The organism is Streptomyces tanashiensis, from assembly GCF_014648895.1.
Taxonomy (GTDB): domain Bacteria; phylum Actinomycetota; class Actinomycetes; order Streptomycetales; family Streptomycetaceae; genus Streptomyces; species Streptomyces tanashiensis.
In genome coordinates, this window is the sequence record NZ_BMRZ01000002.1 from 774,479 (window position 1) to 791,360 (window position 16,882).

Below are 16,882 nucleotides of genomic sequence, written 5' to 3' on the forward strand. Positions count from 1 at the left end.
GCCGTGTCTCGCCGGCGGGAGCCCGGCCGACGCGTCGGGCGCACGCAGGCGCCGATCACGGCGGAAGCGGTACCGGTCAGCGCGCATGCACGCGCAGCAGGGTGTGGCCGGCCACGTCCTCGGTCACGCCCCAGAGCGTGGGGTGGGTGGTCAGGTGGGCGGCGAGGGCGTCGCGCAGGACGTCGGCGGAGCCCCAGGTCCCGTACAGCTTGCTCTCGGTGAGCACGACGGGCTTGAGGCCGGTGGTGAGGACCGCCTCCCAGGTGGCCGCCGCGACACCGGGCGTGTGGGGGCTGCGGAAGTCGTCGAGGGAGACCACGCCGTCCTCGGTCAGCAGCTCGCGGGCGGCGGCGATGTCGGCGCGGACGTGGTGGTACAGGTGCGAGGCGTCGATGTGGACGAAACGGCAGCTGCGAGCGGGCACATGGCTGGTGATCTCCGAGGAGGACCCTTGGATCACGGTGGGCAGCCGGCGGTGGAAGCGCAGATAGTTGGACTCGAACACCTGGCGGGTCAGGGTCGGGTAGTACACCCGCATCTCGGTGGCCGTGGAGTCGTCGGGGGCCTCGTCGGCGTCGAACAGGTCGCAGACGGTGAACCGCTCGCCGTCTGCGGCGTGGTAGCCCATGAGGATGGCGCTCTTGCCCTTGTAGACGCCGAGTTCCAGCAGGTCGCCACGGGTTCCCTGGTCACGCTGGCGGGTCAGGAGCCAGCCGAAGACGAACCGGTCGGCGTCGAAGAACCATCCTTCGACCTCGTCGAGCCGGTCGGGCGTGAGGAGGGGTGGGGCGGTGTCCTGTGCGGTCATGGCGGATCCTCGTCTGTGAGCGGGGGCGGGCGTCCACTCCCCGGCGGGGGTGGCCCGTGGCGGGCATCCACCCGGGGTGGGCGAGCGCGGTGAGGGCGGCCCGACCTTACGATCGCCGCCCGCGTCCCCCCTCGTACCGCTCCCCCGGCACGCGCAACGTCCACACGACAGGCGTAATCAACATGGCGAGACATCGCGGTGACAGGATTCAACAGCTGTCGCAGAATGGCGCCCAAGGTGCCCACGAGCCGATACCGCCTCGCGGACGCCGACGAGCGAGCCGCCCGTGCGGCGGCCGGGGAGGGGAAACCGCTCAGGTGGGCATTGCCATCATCGACGCGATCGGACTGGCCGGCAGGAACCAGCGGCGCCACAAGGAACTGATCCAGCGCCAGGAACGCTTCGCCGAGCGTCTCACAGCCGAGGCCGAGGCTCAGGAGCGCGCCCGCCGCCGGGCGTACGACAAGGCACTCGTGCCGTTCCGTGACGTGTTCTCCCGCCTGAAGAACGTCAGCCTGGCCGAACTGCAGGACATTTCCGCGCCTCCGGAGACGGACGTGACGGACGTGGAGGTGCGCCGTATCCAGCTCGACGCGGTGAACGCCGTGGCCACGCTCGCGGGCGGTGTCGCGGTCGGAGCCGGCGCGGGGGCGGCCACGTTCGCCACGGTGGGGGCGTTCGCCGCCGCATCCACGGGTACGGCCATTTCCAGCCTTTCCGGAGCGGCCGCGACGAGCGCCACCCTTGCCTGGCTCGGCGGCGGCTCACTGGCGGCGGGCGGGGGCGGGATGGCCGCGGGCACGATGGTGCTCACGGGCATCGTGGCCGCGCCCGTACTGCTGGCCCTGGGCGGCTTCATCGAGTGGAAGGGCCGCAAGGACCGGCGCGAGCAGATCGCCTTCGCCGCCGAACTCAAGAAGCTCGCCGCCGAGATCCGCGTCCACGAGGCGCGCGTCGCGGCCTCGTGCAGGCGCAGCCGTCAGGTCCGGCAGCTGGTCGACGGTCTCCGCAAGGAGATGCGGCGCAGACTCCCCTCGGTACGGACCCTGGTGGACGCTCAGGACGACTACTCCGTCCACACCCCCGAGCAGCGCGCGGAGGTGGCCGTGCTCGTCGGTCTGGCCAGTGCCACGGTCGCCGTCCTGGGGACCCCGCTCACCGGCGAGGACGGTCACGTCACCGACCTGTCGGAGCGCGTGGTGAAGGACACCCGTACGCGGCTCAGGGATCTGAAGAGCGCCCGGTGAGCGACCCGCAGGCCGGGCCGCCGCACGCGGGCGCGCCGCCGAGCGGCACGGGCAGGTCGAGCGACCCGGGTACGTCGGGCCGCATCGGCACATGGTCCGGCGGCATCGACGCCGCCGTCTGGGCGCTCGCCGACAGCGCGACCCGACGCCTGGCCCTCGCCACCCTGGAGACCCTCCGGGCCAGGGAGACCGCGACGGCGCTCGCCACCCGCTACGTGAACATCGGCAACGCACAGCGTGCGGGCCACCTCTTCGAGGTGATGCAGGCCCTGTCCTTCAACCTGTCCGCCGTCGAGAAGGGATCCTCGGTGCGCGCCGTCGTCACCGAGTGGGCCGAGGGCGGTTCGCGCACCGCCCCGGCCGACCTCCATCTCCTCCGGGGCGGCCGGCTCGTGGGTCGGGCACAGGCGAAGCTCGTCGAGAGCGCCTCGACCACCGCGGACCAGCTCGCCCGGCCGCACTACGGCGGCATGCGACGGCTGGTGGCCTCCGACCGGCTGCAAGCCGTCGAGGACCTCCTGGACAAGCGGCTCACCATGCCGCCGGAGGGGCTCCGGTACGCGAACTACCAGGACGCGCGAGCCCACGTGACCGATCGGCTCGCCCACGGTGGCGTGAGCGGTGAGGGCATCTCCCTCGACGAGGCGCACCGGGCGGCTCGCGACCCCGGGCGCTGGGCGGACCGGCAGGTCGCGCGGGCGGGGACGCGGCAGATGGCGGGTGCCGCCGGGGTGGCGGCCGGGCTGGGCGGGATCGCCGCCGGGGTGACCGAGGCCGCCCGGCAGGCGGCTCGTGTCCGGGCGGGCGAGACCTCGGCGTCCGTCGCGGCCTTCACCGCGGTCGGCTCCGCCGTACGCCAGGCCGCGCTCTCGGGCGGAACGGCCGCGTTCGGCGAAGCCGTCCGGATCGGCGCCGCCGCAGGCGTCCTGCCCAGAGCCCTGGGCGGGGGGACACTGCCCGGCGCCACCGCGCAGGCCGCGTTCGCCGTCGCGGAGGCCGGGCTCGACCTCGCGCGGGGCGACGGCGACGTGGGACAGTTCGCCGCACGCGCGACGACCGCCGTCGTCGCGACCGGCCTCGCCCGGGGGTGCGGTGCCGTCGGCCAGACGCTCCTGCCCGTTCCCGTCGTCGGGGCGCTGGTCGGTGGGGTGGTGGGCCAGGCCGCTGCCGCCGTCATCGTCCAGGGCCTCCAGATCGCTCTCGTCGCGGCCCGCGCGGACGCCGCGGCCGAAGCACGGATCCAGCTTCTCGAACGGGAGGTCGCCACGGCCGTTGTCATGGCCGACGCCTTGCGCCGCGCGACCGAGCAGCTCGGCGAGGAACGGAACTCCTGCGTCGCCCGGGAGGTCCTCCCCCGCTTCCGTGTCGTGCGGGACGCGCTGGCCGGCGACCGCCCCGACCTCGCTCTCGCGGAACTCGCGGAGCTCACGCGGCGGTTCGGCGGCCGGCCGGTCTACGGAACGCAGCAGGAGTTCGACGCGTGGATGCTCGACGAGTCGGCCACGCTCGTCCTGGACCCCGACTGGTGACGCATCGCCGGCCGGCACGGCGGTCGGCGATGCGTCAGGCGTTCCGGGGGCTGGTGCCGTCCGGTCCGCGTTGGGGAGGATCTCCGGTATGGGGACAGGGCACGTGATCAAGCGCCGCCTGCTGTGGTACGGGGCCGGTGCCGTCGCCGTATGGCTCCTGGCCCTCGGGATCTGGGGCGGCTGGGACGTCGCCGATCCCGTCGCCAGTGTCGTGGGGGCCCTGGCGGGCGTAGCGGCCCTGGCCTACGCACTGGTCGGTCCCCTGGACACGGAGCACATGGCGGATCGGCTGGCGCGCGAAGTCGTACGGCGGGAGCAGGAGGAGTACGTGCGGTGGCTGGACGGGAGCGTCGGCGGGCGCATCGACCTCGCCTACACGGTTCGTGTCCACGGGCAGGTCGACGGTGCCCCGGCCGAAGGGCGGCTGAGCGATCTGACCGCGCTGCACGGGCGGCTGTCGCCGCCGCGCATGGTCATCACCGGCGGGGACGGAGCAGACGACGCCGGGACCGGAAAGTCTCTGGCGGCCCTGTCGATGGTCCTCGACCTCGCCCGTGACAGGGAGGCCGGACAGGCCGTCCCCCTGCGCATGGCCGCCACCTCATGGACCGGCCAGGAGCTGGAGGCATGGCTCGCCGGGCACCTGGCGACGGCGTTCGGCGTGGGCGGCGCGCTCGCACGGCGGCTGGTGGAGGCGCGCCTCGTGCTTCCCGTCGTCGACGGCCTGGACGAACTGGACCCGCCTGGCGCGGCCCCCTACTCCAGCCGGGCCGCCCAGCTGCTGCGCCTGCTCAACGGCTGGCAGCACGGTACGCAGCCGGCCGCCGTGCTCGTCACCTGTCGACGTGGCTTCTACGACGGCCTCATGCGGGTGGAGGCGCACCTGAGGGCCGCCGCCGTGGTGCGGCTCGCCCCCGTGGACGGGGAGCAGGGCCGTGCCTTCCTGCGGCGGAGTGTGGCCGACACCGAGGCGGGACTGCGCCGTTGGCAGCCCGTGATCGACGCGCTGGCCACCGGCCCGCGGGAGGACCGCTTTCCGCCGGCGCCGGCCGTCGTACGGCTGCGCCGGGTGCTGGCGACGCCGTGGCGCCTGTCGCTGGCGACGGCGGTCTACCAGGAGCGGAGCGCCGAAGGCCATTACCTCCGCGATCCCGCGACCCTCCTGCGTCTCGCCGAATCCAGCACGCTCCACGGGCACCTGCTCGACCTCTACGTCCCGGCCCTGCTGGCCACGCGGGGCGACGGAACCGTTCCCCCCGAGGGCCCGGCCCGGCGCTGGCTGGCCGTCCTGGCCTCGTACCTCGACGACAACCGCAACGGCCGCCAGGCGGAGGGGCGTACGCTCTCCGCCACCGACCTCGTCCTGCCCGAGCTGTGGCCGCTGGTCGGCGCGGAGCCCACCAGGCGCGCGATCCGGTGGGCCGGACTCGCCCGGGCCGGAGCGCTGGAGCTCGTGGTGGTGGTCCGGGCGGCGGTCATGGGCTCCTGGGATCAACTCGGTTTCTCCATGCTGCCGTTGTTCACCCTCCTGTTCGCCTTCAGGCCGGATCTCTGGGAGGGGGACGACCGCATGGTGCTGCGCCCGGGCCGGTTCGTCGTGGGATGCGCTCTGGGTTTCGCCCCTCCGATGCTCATCGCGTTGTCCGTTCCCACGACGGGTTCGCCGACCGACTGGGTGATGGGTTCGGCAGCCTTCGGGCTGATGGCGGGTGGCGCCATGGGCATCTCCGTCGTGCCCGACGAACGACGGCACGGGCCGCACTCCCTGGTGCGCGGCGACACGATCACCTGGGCCCTGTTCATGGCCGACCTCGTGGCGCTCGCCGCACTGCTGGGCTACGTGATAGCCGGTTGGCGAGGTCTGTCCGGGGTCTTCCTGCCGATCGCGGTGTTCGGTGCGTTGCTCTTCCACACGATGACCTTCCGCTATCTGGTCTTCCTGGTGCTGGCCCGCCGGATCCTGCCGTGGCGGCTGGGCCGCTTCCTGCGCGCGTGCCACCGGGCGGGCATACTGCGCACCTCCGGAGCCGCCTACCAGTTCCGGCACCTCGAACTCCAGGACCACTTGGCGGGCCGGCGGGACCGTCCGGGCGGGTGAGCGAGGCGGACGCGGCCCCGGCCACGATCCGCCGGACAGGCCCTAGGCAGGCGCCGGCTCCGTCGTCGTGCGCCGTCGGTGGTAGTGCACGGTGACCGCGGCCAGGAGCGGGCCCCAGAGGAGCAGCGGCGCGTACAGGACGTTCATCAGCCATATGCCCCAGGTGGAGCCTTCCATCTCGGCGTGGAACGTCGTGTAGACGTACAGGACGCCGTACGTCGTCGTCGCGAGGGCGCCGAACGCGGCGGCCGTGGTCGCAGCCAGGACCGGGACGCGTCGGCCTCGGAGGTACGGGATCCAGCGCGGCCAGATCTCGCCCCAGCCCCGCACGAGGCCGAGGGTGAGGAAGGCAAGCACTTCGGAGGCGACGCTGAGTCCGAGCAGGGCGAGCGACCCCCAGCCCGGGGCGTCCATCACCTCGTACTCGGACCGCGCCAGCCCGACCGGGATGCCGACGGCGATGGCTAGCCGCCACAGAGCCGACGGCACGTTGGTCAGGGGTCCTCCCGGCGCGGGTACCAGCCGGACGCCGCCGAACAGGCGCGTTACGACGCCGCCGTGCGCACCCAGTCGCGACGGCCCGCGCCGTCACCCGACGAGGAGGTCCTCCTCGGCGGTTCGGACCTGCCCGCGAGCGCCCGGGAACAGGCGGGCCCGGAGGTCCGGGGCGGCTCCTTCAACGGCAGGAAGATCCCCGCAGGGGGCTGCTTCGGCCAGGCCCGGACGACTCTCGGCAGCCAGTCGCGGGGCGTCTCCCCACTCGTGGAGCAGCTCAACTTCGCCTCCTACGAGGCCTCCCTGTCCGACCCCGCCGTCACCGAGGTCTTCGGCCTGTGGTCCAGGTGCATGCGGGAGAAGGGATACTCCTACGCCGCGCCGATGGACGCCGACGCTGACCCCCGATTCCGCCCCGATCCCCGGCGGCGGGTGTCGGAACGGGAGATCGCGACGGCCGTCGCGGACATCTCCTGCCGGCGCCGCCACCGCGTCGCCGAGATCTGGCACGGCGTCGAAGTCCGCGTCCAGAACGGGTACGTCCGCGAGAACGCCGCCCGACTGGCCGCCGACCGGAGCACCCTGGACACGGTGATCCGCAACTCCACGAACATCAACGGGCGTTCATGAGGCGGAGGTGAAGGCACGCACGTAGCGGCGCTGCCAGGGTGTCTCGACGGCGTGCCGGTCGTAGTGGCGGCGGACGTAGGCCACAGCCTCGTCCGGCGGGACGCCGTCGAGGACGGCGAGACAGGCGAGCGCGGTGCCGGTGCGGCCCCGCCCGCCGCCGCAGGCGACCTCGACCCGCTCGGCGGCCGCCCGCTCCCAGGCCTCGGCGAGGACGCTGCGGGCTGCGTCACGGTCGGCGGGGAGCCGGAAGTCGGGCCACCGCAGCCAGACCGACGGCCACGGGGTCTCGGGCGGCTGCCGGCCGAGCAGGTGGACGGCGAAGGCGGGCACGGGCCCCTCGGGCAGGGGACGGCGCAGAGCACGCCCGCGCACCAGCCGCCCGGAGGGCAACCGCAGCACACCGGGGGCGTCGATCGGCCAGGGGTCGGTCATCGCGCCACCGTACAGGCCTGCGGACGGTCTCAGGAAAGCGTTCCCTGGTGGATGTGCCCCGAGAAGCACGCTCCGCGTCAACCGCGGCGCTCCCTGACGAAACGGAGCGTCTCGGCCGTCCGCCGGTCCCAGTGCGGTGCCTGGAGCGGGCGGATACGTTCCGCGCACTGCCGCATCTCCTGGACGATCGCTTCCGCTCCGGCATCGTCCCCTTCCGCGGTGCGCGCGGCCGCCCATCCCACGTAGGCCTCGAGCCAGGGTTCGGCGAACTCGTCTCGCTTGCGTTCCCACCGCAGGATGCGAAAACTGTCCACCGCCGTGCGGAATCCCCGCTCCGCGGCCCCTCCACGGCCGCATCGAAGGGAATACAGGCCAAGGAGATGACCACTCCTTCCCTTGAGCCACTCGACTTCGTCGCCGGGGAACTTCCGTGCCAGCCAGGCGACTTCGCCGCCGTTCATCTCCAACAGAACGCTGGCCTCCATCGGATGGCCGGCGCCGGCGAGCTCTGCTGCCGTGGAGTGGACGGATTCGTGCCAGGCCAGGTGGCCCTTCATGTCGTCGGGGCCGGAATCGAGCGTTCTCCGCAGGTCCGCGAGCTGGTCGGAGCAGAGACGGACGAATCGGTCCCTCCATTGCGCGCCGGTGGGTTGCTCACCGGAGGCGTCTTCCCCCACGATCCCGAAGGAGGAATCAGCCTCTTCCCGAGCGGCGACCTCCAATGCCACGTCCGTGTCGGGGAGTTCTCGATAGGCCCGTATCGCCTTCTCCGACTGGAGCGCCGCGTCCTCAAGTGCGCCGATCCGCGTCAGGGCGGAGACCCACGCCATCCTCGCCCTGATCGCCTCCAGTCTGAGCTCGGTACGGCCTCGGGCAATGAGCTGCTCGTACTGGATCACGGACATGCGCGCGGCCTCGGCACCCTCGTCGGCGAGACCGTAGCGAATCCGGGCCGCGGCCACCCGGTGGAACCCGTCCGCCAGGTCCGGAGCGCCGAGCACTCCTCTCCACACGTAGTGCTCGATCACAGCCGATGTGGCCTCACGCACCTCCAACACTGAGCGGTAGGCGTCCCGGTCCGCGTGGATGTTTCCGATGGTCTGCAGGGTGAGGATGCGCATCCGCACCTCGGGACGTCCCTCCGAATCGGGCAATGCGTCGAGGGCGCCCCGACACCAGCGGAGTGCCTCGTCGAGCCGGCCGCGCCGTCGGAGCAGCACCGCTCGGTTCCGGTAGAGGCCGGCCTTGGTCACGCCGCCACCACCCCCCGCCGGGTACCGGGGATCGTCGACGATGCGGAGGCCCTCCTCCGTCCATGAGTCGGCCTCGTCAAGACGTCCCAGGTCCTTGAGAATCTGAGCGAGGGTGCGCAGCGCCTCGGCAAGGGCTTGACCGCGCACTCGCACTCCGTCCCTCTCGACGGCCAGGCGCCACATGTCGACCGCTCGCTGCGCCGGGCGAAGAGCGAGCTCCGAGCCTTCGAGCGTCCCGATCAGGTGCGCTTCATGGCTGTACGCCTGAGCGAGCTGCGAGGTCAGTTCGGACCGACCGTCGCGCAGCACTGCCCCCGCCAGGAACCCGGATGCCTGGTGGTAGCACGACAGGGCATCGTGGATCCGTCCCTTGCGTTCCGTGCACCACCCCAGCAGGAAGAACGCACGCCCCAGTTCCCCTGCGCAGGAATGCAGTCCGGCACGGATGAGGGGGGTCAACAGCTTCGCCGCCCTCAGGGCGTACGTACACCCCGTATCAGAGTCGGACGGGCGGCGTTCGGCCCGCTCGAGCCAGAGCGAGGCACGCACTGCCTGCAGATCCGGACGCTCCGCTGTGTCGAATGTCGCCAACAGACGATCGGCACGGACCCACAGCTCCGCGGCCCGATCGCCGGCACCTTGCGCCTCCAGACGGCCGGCGAGGCTCGCGACGACCTTGGCCTCGTGCTCCTCGTTGCCCGCCCCGTGGCAGACCCTGAGGGACGCCACGTACAGCGACTCGGCCTCCTCGATGTCGCCCACCGTGTTCGCCTTGGTCAGCAGAGCCATGCCGAGCACGCTGTTCGCCCCGGTCCCGTCGTTCAGGGCCTTCGAGGCCTCGATGGCCTGGTCAGCCACCCGCAGAGACTCCTCGACCTCTCCATCGCGACGCAGCAGGATCGCAAGGCCGTTCAGCATTCTGGGCAGGTCCTCACGGACCTCCTCCTCCGGAAGACCCTCCAGGACGCGAACCGAGGTGCGAAGGAACGCGATGGCACCGGCCAGATCCCCCAGCTCGGACTGGATCTCGCTCATGCCCGCCGCACACCTGGCGCGCATGATCCCGAGGTCCGGTCGGGCTCCGTCGGGTATCTCCGCCATGACCCGCCACGCCTCGGACAGCCCCCGCAGGTCCTCGAGGAGTCGGGCTTTGTGGGATCCCGAGCCACTGGGCCAGTGGGCGACGGCCGCGTTCTCGTCCAACCCGGCCGTGGTGTAGGCGTAGCGGAGGAACTCCTCGGGATGGGGAAGCCTCGCTCCGGTCTCAGAGTGGCGTGTGCCCCTCTGCCCCTGGTGCGAGGACATCAGCGACGGCCGGGGCGGCGCGTCGCCCGCGGGCCATGGCCCCGTCTCCTGCTCCGCGATGTCACGTATGAGTGCGGCCAACTGGCGCAGCGACGCGGGTCGGGCCTGCGGCTCCTCGTGGAAACAGGTCGCCAGCAGCTCGGCCAGACTCACCGGTATGGGCAAGGAGTTGGCGGTCATGCGTGCGCGGCAGGCCTCCTTCAGGACCAGTGGAGCGACGGCCCCGTGCGGCCACGTCCGCTCTCCCACGAGCATTTCGAGCAGGGTGAGCGCCCAGCTCCACACGTCCGCCGCCGGTCCTGCCGGCAGTCCGTCGCACTGTTCGGGCGACGCGTAGGCGGGGCTGTGGCCCTGTGGCCGCGGTGTCGTCAGACCGGGCAGATGCTCGTACTCGGGCATCAACTCCCTACTGAGCGCGACCTTCATCGCTCGGAGCTGCTTCGGGTCCACGCGTGGGTCGTCGACGATGTAGTCGACGACCTTCCGCAGCTCGGTTCTCAGCCGCATGCTCTCCTGTGGGATGTCCGCGAGGCCGAAGTCGGTGAGCTTCGCGGCGTCGTCCGCGTCGAACAGGATGTTGTCCGGCTTGACGTCGAGGTGCAGGAGCCCGGTCGCGTGGGCGGCGTCGAGCCCGTAGGCCACCTGGGCCGCCACGACGAGGATCCTGCGCAGGGTGGCCACGGCATCGTCGTCGTACAGTCGTCCGGAGCGGATCCGTTCCGCCAGGGAGCCGCCGGGCACGAACTCGCTGAAGACGACCAGTTGGTCTCCCACGGTCCGTGTGAAGCGGCATGCGGTGATGTGCGGGTGGGTGGGCAACTGGATCCAGCGCTGCGCTTCCGCGATCAGGTGTCCCTGCTGTTCGAGATCGTCGCTGTGCAGTCGCTTGGCCGCATACCGCTCCCCCGACCTCTGGCTCCGTACCAGCGCCACGTGGCCGAAGCCTCCCGCCCCCAGGACACGTTCGACGGTGAACTCCCTCAGCACCGTGGTGCCGGGTTCCCAGTCAGCGCGCATGACCGGACCTGCTCTTCCGGGCGGGCAGGGCCCTCAACTCGACGGCCAGTTGCTCGGCCGTGGAGAACATCCTGTCCGGCTCGTCCGTGAGGGCCCGGTCCAGCAGGGCGCCGAGGTCCTCCGGCAGCGCAACGCCTCGGTCGCGCGCCGGGACCGCCAAGGCTGTGGTGACGGTCAGCCAGGGGTTGCGACCGGGGGTGAAATCGCGCGGTGTGTGACCGGTGACGACGAAGTAGAGGGATGCGGCGGCCGACCAGACGTCGACGGGCGGCTTGGCGTACTTGTAGTTGACGACCTGCACGCGTGGCATGAACGCCGGTGTTCCCGCGACCGCGCCGGTCTGCGTGAGGCCGCTCGTTCCGGCGGCCTGGTAGGCCTTGGCCAGTCCGAAGTCGGCGACTTTGGCCACAGGTCCGCCGTCGGGGCCGCGGGTCAGCAGGATGTTCTGCGGCTTGATGTCACGGTGCACGGTCGCGCCCCAGGCATGGGCGTACGTGAGGGCGTCGAGCACCTGCAGGAAGAGCGGTACCGCTTCCTCGACGGGCATCGGTCCGTCCGCCGCGACGCGGTCCATAAGGGAGCCGCCGTCGCACAGTTCCATGACGAAGTAGGACAAGGAGCTCGTCCGGCCGATGTCGTCCACCCGGACGATGTGGGGATGGCGCAGCCGTCCGCACATCCGGATCTCGCGCTCGAACAGCGCGGTGACGTCCGGGGAGGGAGCGGGCATCGGGATGTGGACGGCCTTGAGTGCGCGGCGCCGGCCCGTCGTGGGTTCCACGGCCTCGTACACGACGCCCATCCCGCCCCGGCCCAGCTCCTTCCGGAGCACCCACCCGGGGATGTCGGGAAGCCGGCTCTCCTCGTCCATGACACCACCGTCCCGGCCCCGGTCGACGTGCGGGTCGTTCCCCTGACTCCGCTCCGCCCCCTCCCTCCATGCTCCTCCGGCGACGCCTCGACCGCATCGGAGGAGCACGAGCTGAAGACGTTCACACGTTCTAAAATGGTGGTTGTGGGGCGTGGTGCGCCGCGCGCGGGTGCGCGGGTGGCGACAGGCCTGGTGGTGGAGGACGCTCATGACGCACTTCCTCGACACGCTTCCCTTCGACTGGACGCGCCCGGCAGCCCGCGAGCTGAGGGACTATCTGAGCGACACGTACTTTCGCGAGGACAGTGTCATCATCCTGGTGACGCAGGCCGGGATACCGCCGGGGACGATCGGCTGGGGAAGGCCGATGTCCCTGGTGTGGCACGACCTGATCGAGACGGCCCGGAAGCAGGACAGGCTGCGAGCGCTCCTCGCTCAGATCTCGGCCGGTGCCGACAGCGCGGTGGCGATCCGTCTGCAGGAGCTCATGCAGGCGGAACCGGTCGTGGAGGCGCCGACACCGTCGGCGGCGGCGGGCGTCTGGAAGGACTTCAGCGACCCGGATTCCCGGGAGCGCCAGATGTTCGCGGAGTACTCCCTGCTCGACGTGGCGTTCCTCCGGCGCGGGGTGGAACTCGCACCGTCCGTGGCGAGGCTGCTGGTGACCCTTCCCAGCGGGCGCTACTACGGCACGGCGTTCCGCATCGGAACGGACGTGCTGCTCACCAACCACCACGTGCTCTTCGACGACTACCACGGGGGCGAACCGGCCACTCGGGTCGAGGGCTGGTTCGGATACGAGCGGGACCTCGCCGGGCGCGACCTGACCCACACGGTGGTGATGGGGAGGCCCGAGACCATCCAGGGGGTGCGAGCGTACGACTGGGCCGTCATCAGGACCGACTCCCCCATCCCCGGAGACCCTCCGGCGATCCCGCTCGACGCCGCCGCCGAGGTCTCCGCCGGGGACCGGGTCTACATCATCCAGCACCCCAGCGGAGGGCAGAAGAAGATCGGCGTGCACCACAACGTCGTGCGGCACGCGGACGACGACGTCGTCCAGTACTGGACCGATACGGAGAGCGGTTCCTCGGGTTCCCCCGTGTTCGACGAGAACTGGCGCCTCGTCGCACTCCACCACCGCTGGGTGCGTTGTGGCGCCGCCGGGGCGCGGGAGTACCGCAACCAGGGCGTCCGGATCGAGCGCGTGCGCGACGGACTGACGGCCGCCGGGGTGCTGTGAGGGCGGCGATGAACATTCTGGACCAGCGGGTGTTCCCGTTCGGCGACGACGACGGGCGAGAGCTGCTGGCCGGCCTGCTCAACCTCTACTGGAGGGCGGACGGCGCGGTCGTCGTGGTCCAAGGGGCGGGGCTGGATCCCGCCGACTACGCGTGGGCCGCCAGCATGGCGGACACGTGGCCCCGGATCCTGGAACGCGCCGCCACGAAGGGCCGCCTGCGGGCGCTCGTCACCTACGTGGAAAGCGATCCGAACAGCGCCGCCTTCCCCGTCTTCGGGAGACTCCTGAGGGTTCCTCCGCAGTCCACTACGGATGCGTTCAGCCTCAGCCTGTTCGGGAGAACGGGATCGAGGGCCCTGTTCGACCGAGCCACCCTCCGTGCCCACCTCAAGGAGCTCACCCGCGAGGAGGGAGGGGGTGTGCTGATCCTCACCGGCGACGACGGATGCGGAAAGAGCTACTCCTGGTACTTCATCTCCCATGTGCTCCAGGGACTCGGCGTCTCGCCCGTCCTGGTCGACTGCGAACGGTGGGCCGGGACGCCGGCCACACCGGCCGATGTCATGCGGGACATCTGCTACCAGCTCGACTGGCCGATGCGGGATCCCGTCGTCGACGAGCCGGAGGACACCCAGGCCCGCGTGCAGCTCGCGTGGTTCAAGGGCCGGGTACGTGCGCAGGGCGACGGACTCTGGATCTTCTTCGACCGCCCGCGGGAGAAGCACCTCACCCCGGCCGCGGTGAGCTTCGTCAAGGAGATCGCCGTCGTGGCCGAACGTCACGAGGTGGGAGCAGGTCTGCGCGTGGTGCTCGCGGACTTCCACGGGCCGCTCCGGCCCGAGGTCGAGCCGTCCGTGCTGCGCGAACCCATAGCTCCCATCGAGACGTGCCATCTGAGGGCATTCCTCGAGCGCGTATCGGCAGCCGCCGGTCAGTCGGTCGACGAGGAAGCGGTGACTCTTCTGGTGGAGGAACTACTGGAGCACCGGCCGCTCCCCTCACCCCCGCCTCTGGGGCAGCTCTCCTCCTATGCCGTGAAGATCGCCCGGGAGACCTTCGGACTTCCGGAGGGTTTCAATGGCTGAGCTCAGGCCTGTGTCCGCCCAGGAGGTGGCCGAGCGTCTCAAGACGGCACACGACAGCGGCGCCCTCACTGCCGCACCCCCGCCACCGACGGTCTCTCCCGACCGGTGGAGGCTGCGAGAAGCAGCCGCGCTCCTCGGCTCCTTCCACGCCGGCTCACTGACGTCCCCGAGCGACTCCGCCGACGCCGAGGATCTCCGGACGTTCGTCGTCCAGGACTGCGAGCGGGTGAGTACGGCCGCGGGCAGCAGGTGGAGGCTGACCTCCGGCGTACGCACCACGGTCCTGGACCGGCTCCAGGACCGGCACCGGCTGCTCGACACCCTCGCCGCCGTCGAACCCGACCCGCTCGACATCGACCGAGTCATGGCGGAGGCCTACCTGCGTGGAGCGGCGCCCCCTCTGGACGAGCAGACCATGGACGAGCTGACGGGCACCCTGCACGTCGTCCAATGGCTGCTGCCCGCCCGTCGCGCCGCAGAGGCGCTGGCGCGGAAGGGAGTCCTCCTTCCCACGGCGGAAGAGGTCGGCAACACGGTCGATCTGGCGGCCGTGTTCCAGCCGCTCCGCCTCCTCGCCGGCGAGCACTTCGTCGGCCGGCGGAAAGAGCTGAGAGAGCTCGCCGATTACGTGGAAGGGGCGGCCTGGGCCGAGCCCGGCGCGCCCGGCCGGCCGCCGCTCCTCGTCCACGGTCCCGGTGGCGTCGGGAAGTCCACATTGGTGGCCCGCTATCTGCTCGACCATGCCGGGACGGCCGTTCGACGGGAATTCCCCTTCGCCTACCTGACGTTCGACCGCGCCGATCTGCTGCCGCAGCAGCCGCTCACGCTGCTCGCCGAGGCTACACGCCAGCTGGGACTGCTCTACCCGTCCTGCGCGGAACAGGCGAACCGGCTGGAGCATGCCGTCCGCTCGACGGTCGCGGCCCAGACGGCGGTGATCCTCGAAGGGATCGAGGGTCTCCTGCCCACGGTCATGGGCGCCGACGACGAGGTCCTGATGCACCGCTTCGCGCAGTTGGTACGGGAGGTGTCGGCGTACCGGACGCTGCCCCTCCTCCTCGTGCTCGACACCTTGGAGCAGGCCCAGCGTCACGGCACGGACGTCGTCGACCGGCTCTGGTTCTTCCTCGAAGCCCTGCAGCGCATCTGTCCGGTGACGCGCGTGGTGTTCGCGGGACGGGCTCCCGTTCACCGGACGACGTGCGAGATCCCCCTCGTCGGACTCGAACCCCACCTGGCACTGGACTTCCTTCGGATGAGGCTGGCCCAGGCGGGCATCACCCCGGACGACGCCTACCTGGTCTCCGTCACGCGCAAGGTCGGTGCGAGCCCCCTCAGCCTCAAGCTGGCCGCCGAACTGATCCGGCGCGAGGGCAAGGAGGGACTGCGCGACCCGGAGAAGCTCCGCGACATCCTGTTCCGTCTCGGTGACGCCGAAGTCCAGGCCGTGCTGTACGAGCGCATCCTGGACGACCTGGAGGACCCCGATCTGCAGCGCATCGCCGGCCCGGGGCTGACGCTCCGCCGCATCACCCCCCGGCTGATCCAGGAGGCGCTCGCGGTTCCGTGCGGCCTGGGCGAGATATCGGAGGACAGAGCGCTGCGGCTCTTCCACCTCCTCGCCACGGAGGCGACGCTCGTCGACGTGGCACAGGGCGAGGACGTGCTGGTGCACCGAGCGGACGTCAGGCAGGCGACGCTGCCCCTGATCCACCGCAAGCATCTCGAGACCTCGCGCCGCATCCACCGTCGCGCCGTCCGTCACTACGCCGCGTCGGACGGCCCTCAGGCCAGGGGCGAGGAGCTCTACCACCGGCTCTCCCTCGGACAGGCCACGGACGTCCTGGATCGGCACTGGGTGCCTGAGGCAAGTCTCTTCCTCGAGTCGGCGTTGGAGGAGCTGCCGCCGGCCGGCCAGGCCTACCTCGCCGACCGGCTGGGCATCGCGATCGACCCCGCGGTCCTTGCCGAGGCGGACGGCGAGGCGTGGGCCCGGCAGGTGGTCCGCCAGGCCCGCGCGCTGCTCGACGCCGGGCAGGCCGGCGCGGCGCTGGACCTGATCAGGGAACGTCCCGCGAGACCCCGCCCGTCCAGGGTGAGCGTGCTGGAGATCGAGGCGCTGGCCGCGCAGGGGCGCATGCCGGAGGCCCGGCGCCTCGTGACCGAGACGCTGGAGCGCGCCGGTGAACGGGGAGACGCCGAGGCCTTCGCGGACGTGGCCGTGCTGGGGGCGCGGATAGCCGAGGACCTCGGCGCGTACGGTGAGGCGCTCGACCTGCTGGACCAGGCCCGGAAGGCCGCCGCAACGACGCCCGGCCGGGTGGCGTGGCTGCAGGCGAGCGTCGCTCAGCTGAGGATCTACCGCAGGTCCGGTGCGGAGGAGCCGGTCCACGTCCAGGAGCTGCGCACCGCTGTCGTCGCGGCGACCGACCGGCTGAGACGTCGGGATCGTCGGGGGCACCCTTCCCTCGTACGGGAACTGGCCGCCGAGGTCGGCGACATGGTTCCGGGCCTGCTCTCGGAGGCCGCCCGGACCACGGGCATCGACAACAGCGGCGGTTCGGGTGGCGCGCTCGAGTGGACCCTCACCGAGGCCGACGTCACGGACTTCGTCCACACGGCCAAGGGGTCGGCGGATGTCGTCGAGGAGCCTCCGGGTGCACCGGAGCGTGGAGCGCTTTCTCGCGGCAAGACGAGTCAGGAGTGGGGTGAACAGGTCTCCGAGTATCTCGACAGTGCCCCCGCGATGGGCGCGACGTGGTCCCACGCGCTCATGGAGGCCTACCGCGCCGAGGTCGACCGGCCCAGGTTCGGCCGTGGTCGCACGGGACACGACGACTGACCCACCGCGCTCGCCGACCGCGCCGGC

At 71.5% G+C, this 16,882-nt stretch carries 12 protein-coding genes; 7 read left to right on the top strand and 5 right to left on the bottom strand.

Going from position 1 to position 16,882, the window contains the following annotated elements; genetic code table 11:
- Positions 1–76: 76 nt before the first annotated feature.
- On the bottom strand, positions 77–808 hold the full coding sequence (locus tag IE237_RS09025; RefSeq protein WP_189801268.1) for a class I SAM-dependent methyltransferase: 732 nt from the start codon (positions 806–808) through the stop codon (positions 77–79).
- A 317-nt stretch (positions 809–1,125) separates the two neighbouring features.
- On the opposite strand from IE237_RS09025, the gene IE237_RS09030 reads away from it, so the two are divergent.
- The 3 genes from IE237_RS09030 (at position 1,126) to IE237_RS09040 (ending at position 5,682) form a co-directional block, all read left to right on the top strand.
- Positions 1,126–2,055: a hypothetical protein gene (locus IE237_RS09030; protein ID WP_189801269.1), complete on the top strand. Its 930-nt coding sequence runs from the start codon at positions 1,126–1,128 to the stop codon at positions 2,053–2,055.
- The gene (locus tag IE237_RS09035) at positions 2,052–3,584 is read left to right on the top strand and encodes a hypothetical protein (RefSeq protein ID WP_189801270.1); all 1,533 of its coding nucleotides are present in this window, start codon (positions 2,052–2,054) and stop codon (positions 3,582–3,584) included. The genes IE237_RS09030 and IE237_RS09035 overlap by 4 nt, the downstream gene beginning before the upstream one ends.
- Before the next feature lie 88 nt (positions 3,585–3,672).
- On the top strand, positions 3,673–5,682 hold the full coding sequence (locus tag IE237_RS09040) for an NACHT domain-containing protein (RefSeq protein WP_189801271.1): 2,010 nt from the start codon (positions 3,673–3,675) through the stop codon (positions 5,680–5,682).
- Between the two features lie 42 nt (positions 5,683–5,724).
- Here the strand turns inward: IE237_RS09040 and IE237_RS09045 are convergent, their stop codons facing one another.
- The gene (locus IE237_RS09045; protein ID WP_229842469.1) at positions 5,725–6,171 is read right to left on the bottom strand and encodes a hypothetical protein; all 447 of its coding nucleotides are present in this window, start codon (positions 6,169–6,171) and stop codon (positions 5,725–5,727) included.
- A 69-nt stretch (positions 6,172–6,240) separates the two neighbouring features.
- On the opposite strand from IE237_RS09045, the gene IE237_RS09050 reads away from it, so the two are divergent.
- Positions 6,241–6,807 carry a hypothetical protein gene (locus tag IE237_RS09050; RefSeq protein ID WP_189801272.1) on the top strand — a complete coding sequence of 189 codons (567 nt, stop codon included), beginning with the start codon at positions 6,241–6,243 and terminating at the stop codon, positions 6,805–6,807.
- Here the strand turns inward: IE237_RS09050 and IE237_RS09055 are convergent.
- The 3 genes from IE237_RS09055 to IE237_RS09065 form a co-directional block, all read right to left on the bottom strand.
- Entirely contained in the window at positions 6,802–7,239 is a 438-nt protein-coding gene (locus tag IE237_RS09055) for a phosphatase domain-containing protein (RefSeq protein ID WP_189801273.1), read from the bottom strand. The two genes, IE237_RS09050 and IE237_RS09055, sit on opposite strands and share 6 nt — an antisense overlap.
- A gap of 77 nt (positions 7,240–7,316) precedes the next feature.
- Positions 7,317–10,814 (bottom strand): serine/threonine-protein kinase, encoded by a 3,498-nt coding sequence (locus IE237_RS09060; protein ID WP_189801274.1) that lies wholly within the window; start codon positions 10,812–10,814, stop codon positions 7,317–7,319.
- Positions 10,804–11,685: a serine/threonine-protein kinase gene (locus tag IE237_RS09065; RefSeq protein WP_189801275.1), complete on the bottom strand. Its 882-nt coding sequence runs from the start codon at positions 11,683–11,685 to the stop codon at positions 10,804–10,806. The genes IE237_RS09060 and IE237_RS09065 overlap by 11 nt, the downstream gene beginning before the upstream one ends.
- A 208-nt stretch (positions 11,686–11,893) precedes the next feature.
- Between IE237_RS09065 and IE237_RS09070 the strand changes: the two genes are divergently transcribed.
- Genes IE237_RS09070 through IE237_RS41305 form a run of 3 tightly spaced genes read left to right on the top strand, consistent with a single transcriptional unit; the run spans position 11,894 to position 16,855 of the window.
- The gene (locus tag IE237_RS09070) at positions 11,894–12,928 is read left to right on the top strand and encodes a trypsin-like peptidase domain-containing protein (protein WP_189801276.1); all 1,035 of its coding nucleotides are present in this window, start codon (positions 11,894–11,896) and stop codon (positions 12,926–12,928) included.
- Positions 12,929–12,936: 8 nt separating this feature from the next.
- Positions 12,937–14,013, top strand: coding sequence for a P-loop NTPase family protein (locus IE237_RS09075; RefSeq protein ID WP_189801277.1), 1,077 nt, complete (start codon positions 12,937–12,939; stop codon positions 14,011–14,013).
- Positions 14,006–16,855, top strand: coding sequence for a tetratricopeptide repeat protein (locus IE237_RS41305; protein ID WP_189801278.1), 2,850 nt, complete (start codon positions 14,006–14,008; stop codon positions 16,853–16,855). The genes IE237_RS09075 and IE237_RS41305 overlap by 8 nt, the downstream gene beginning before the upstream one ends.
- Positions 16,856–16,882 lie beyond the last annotated feature (27 nt).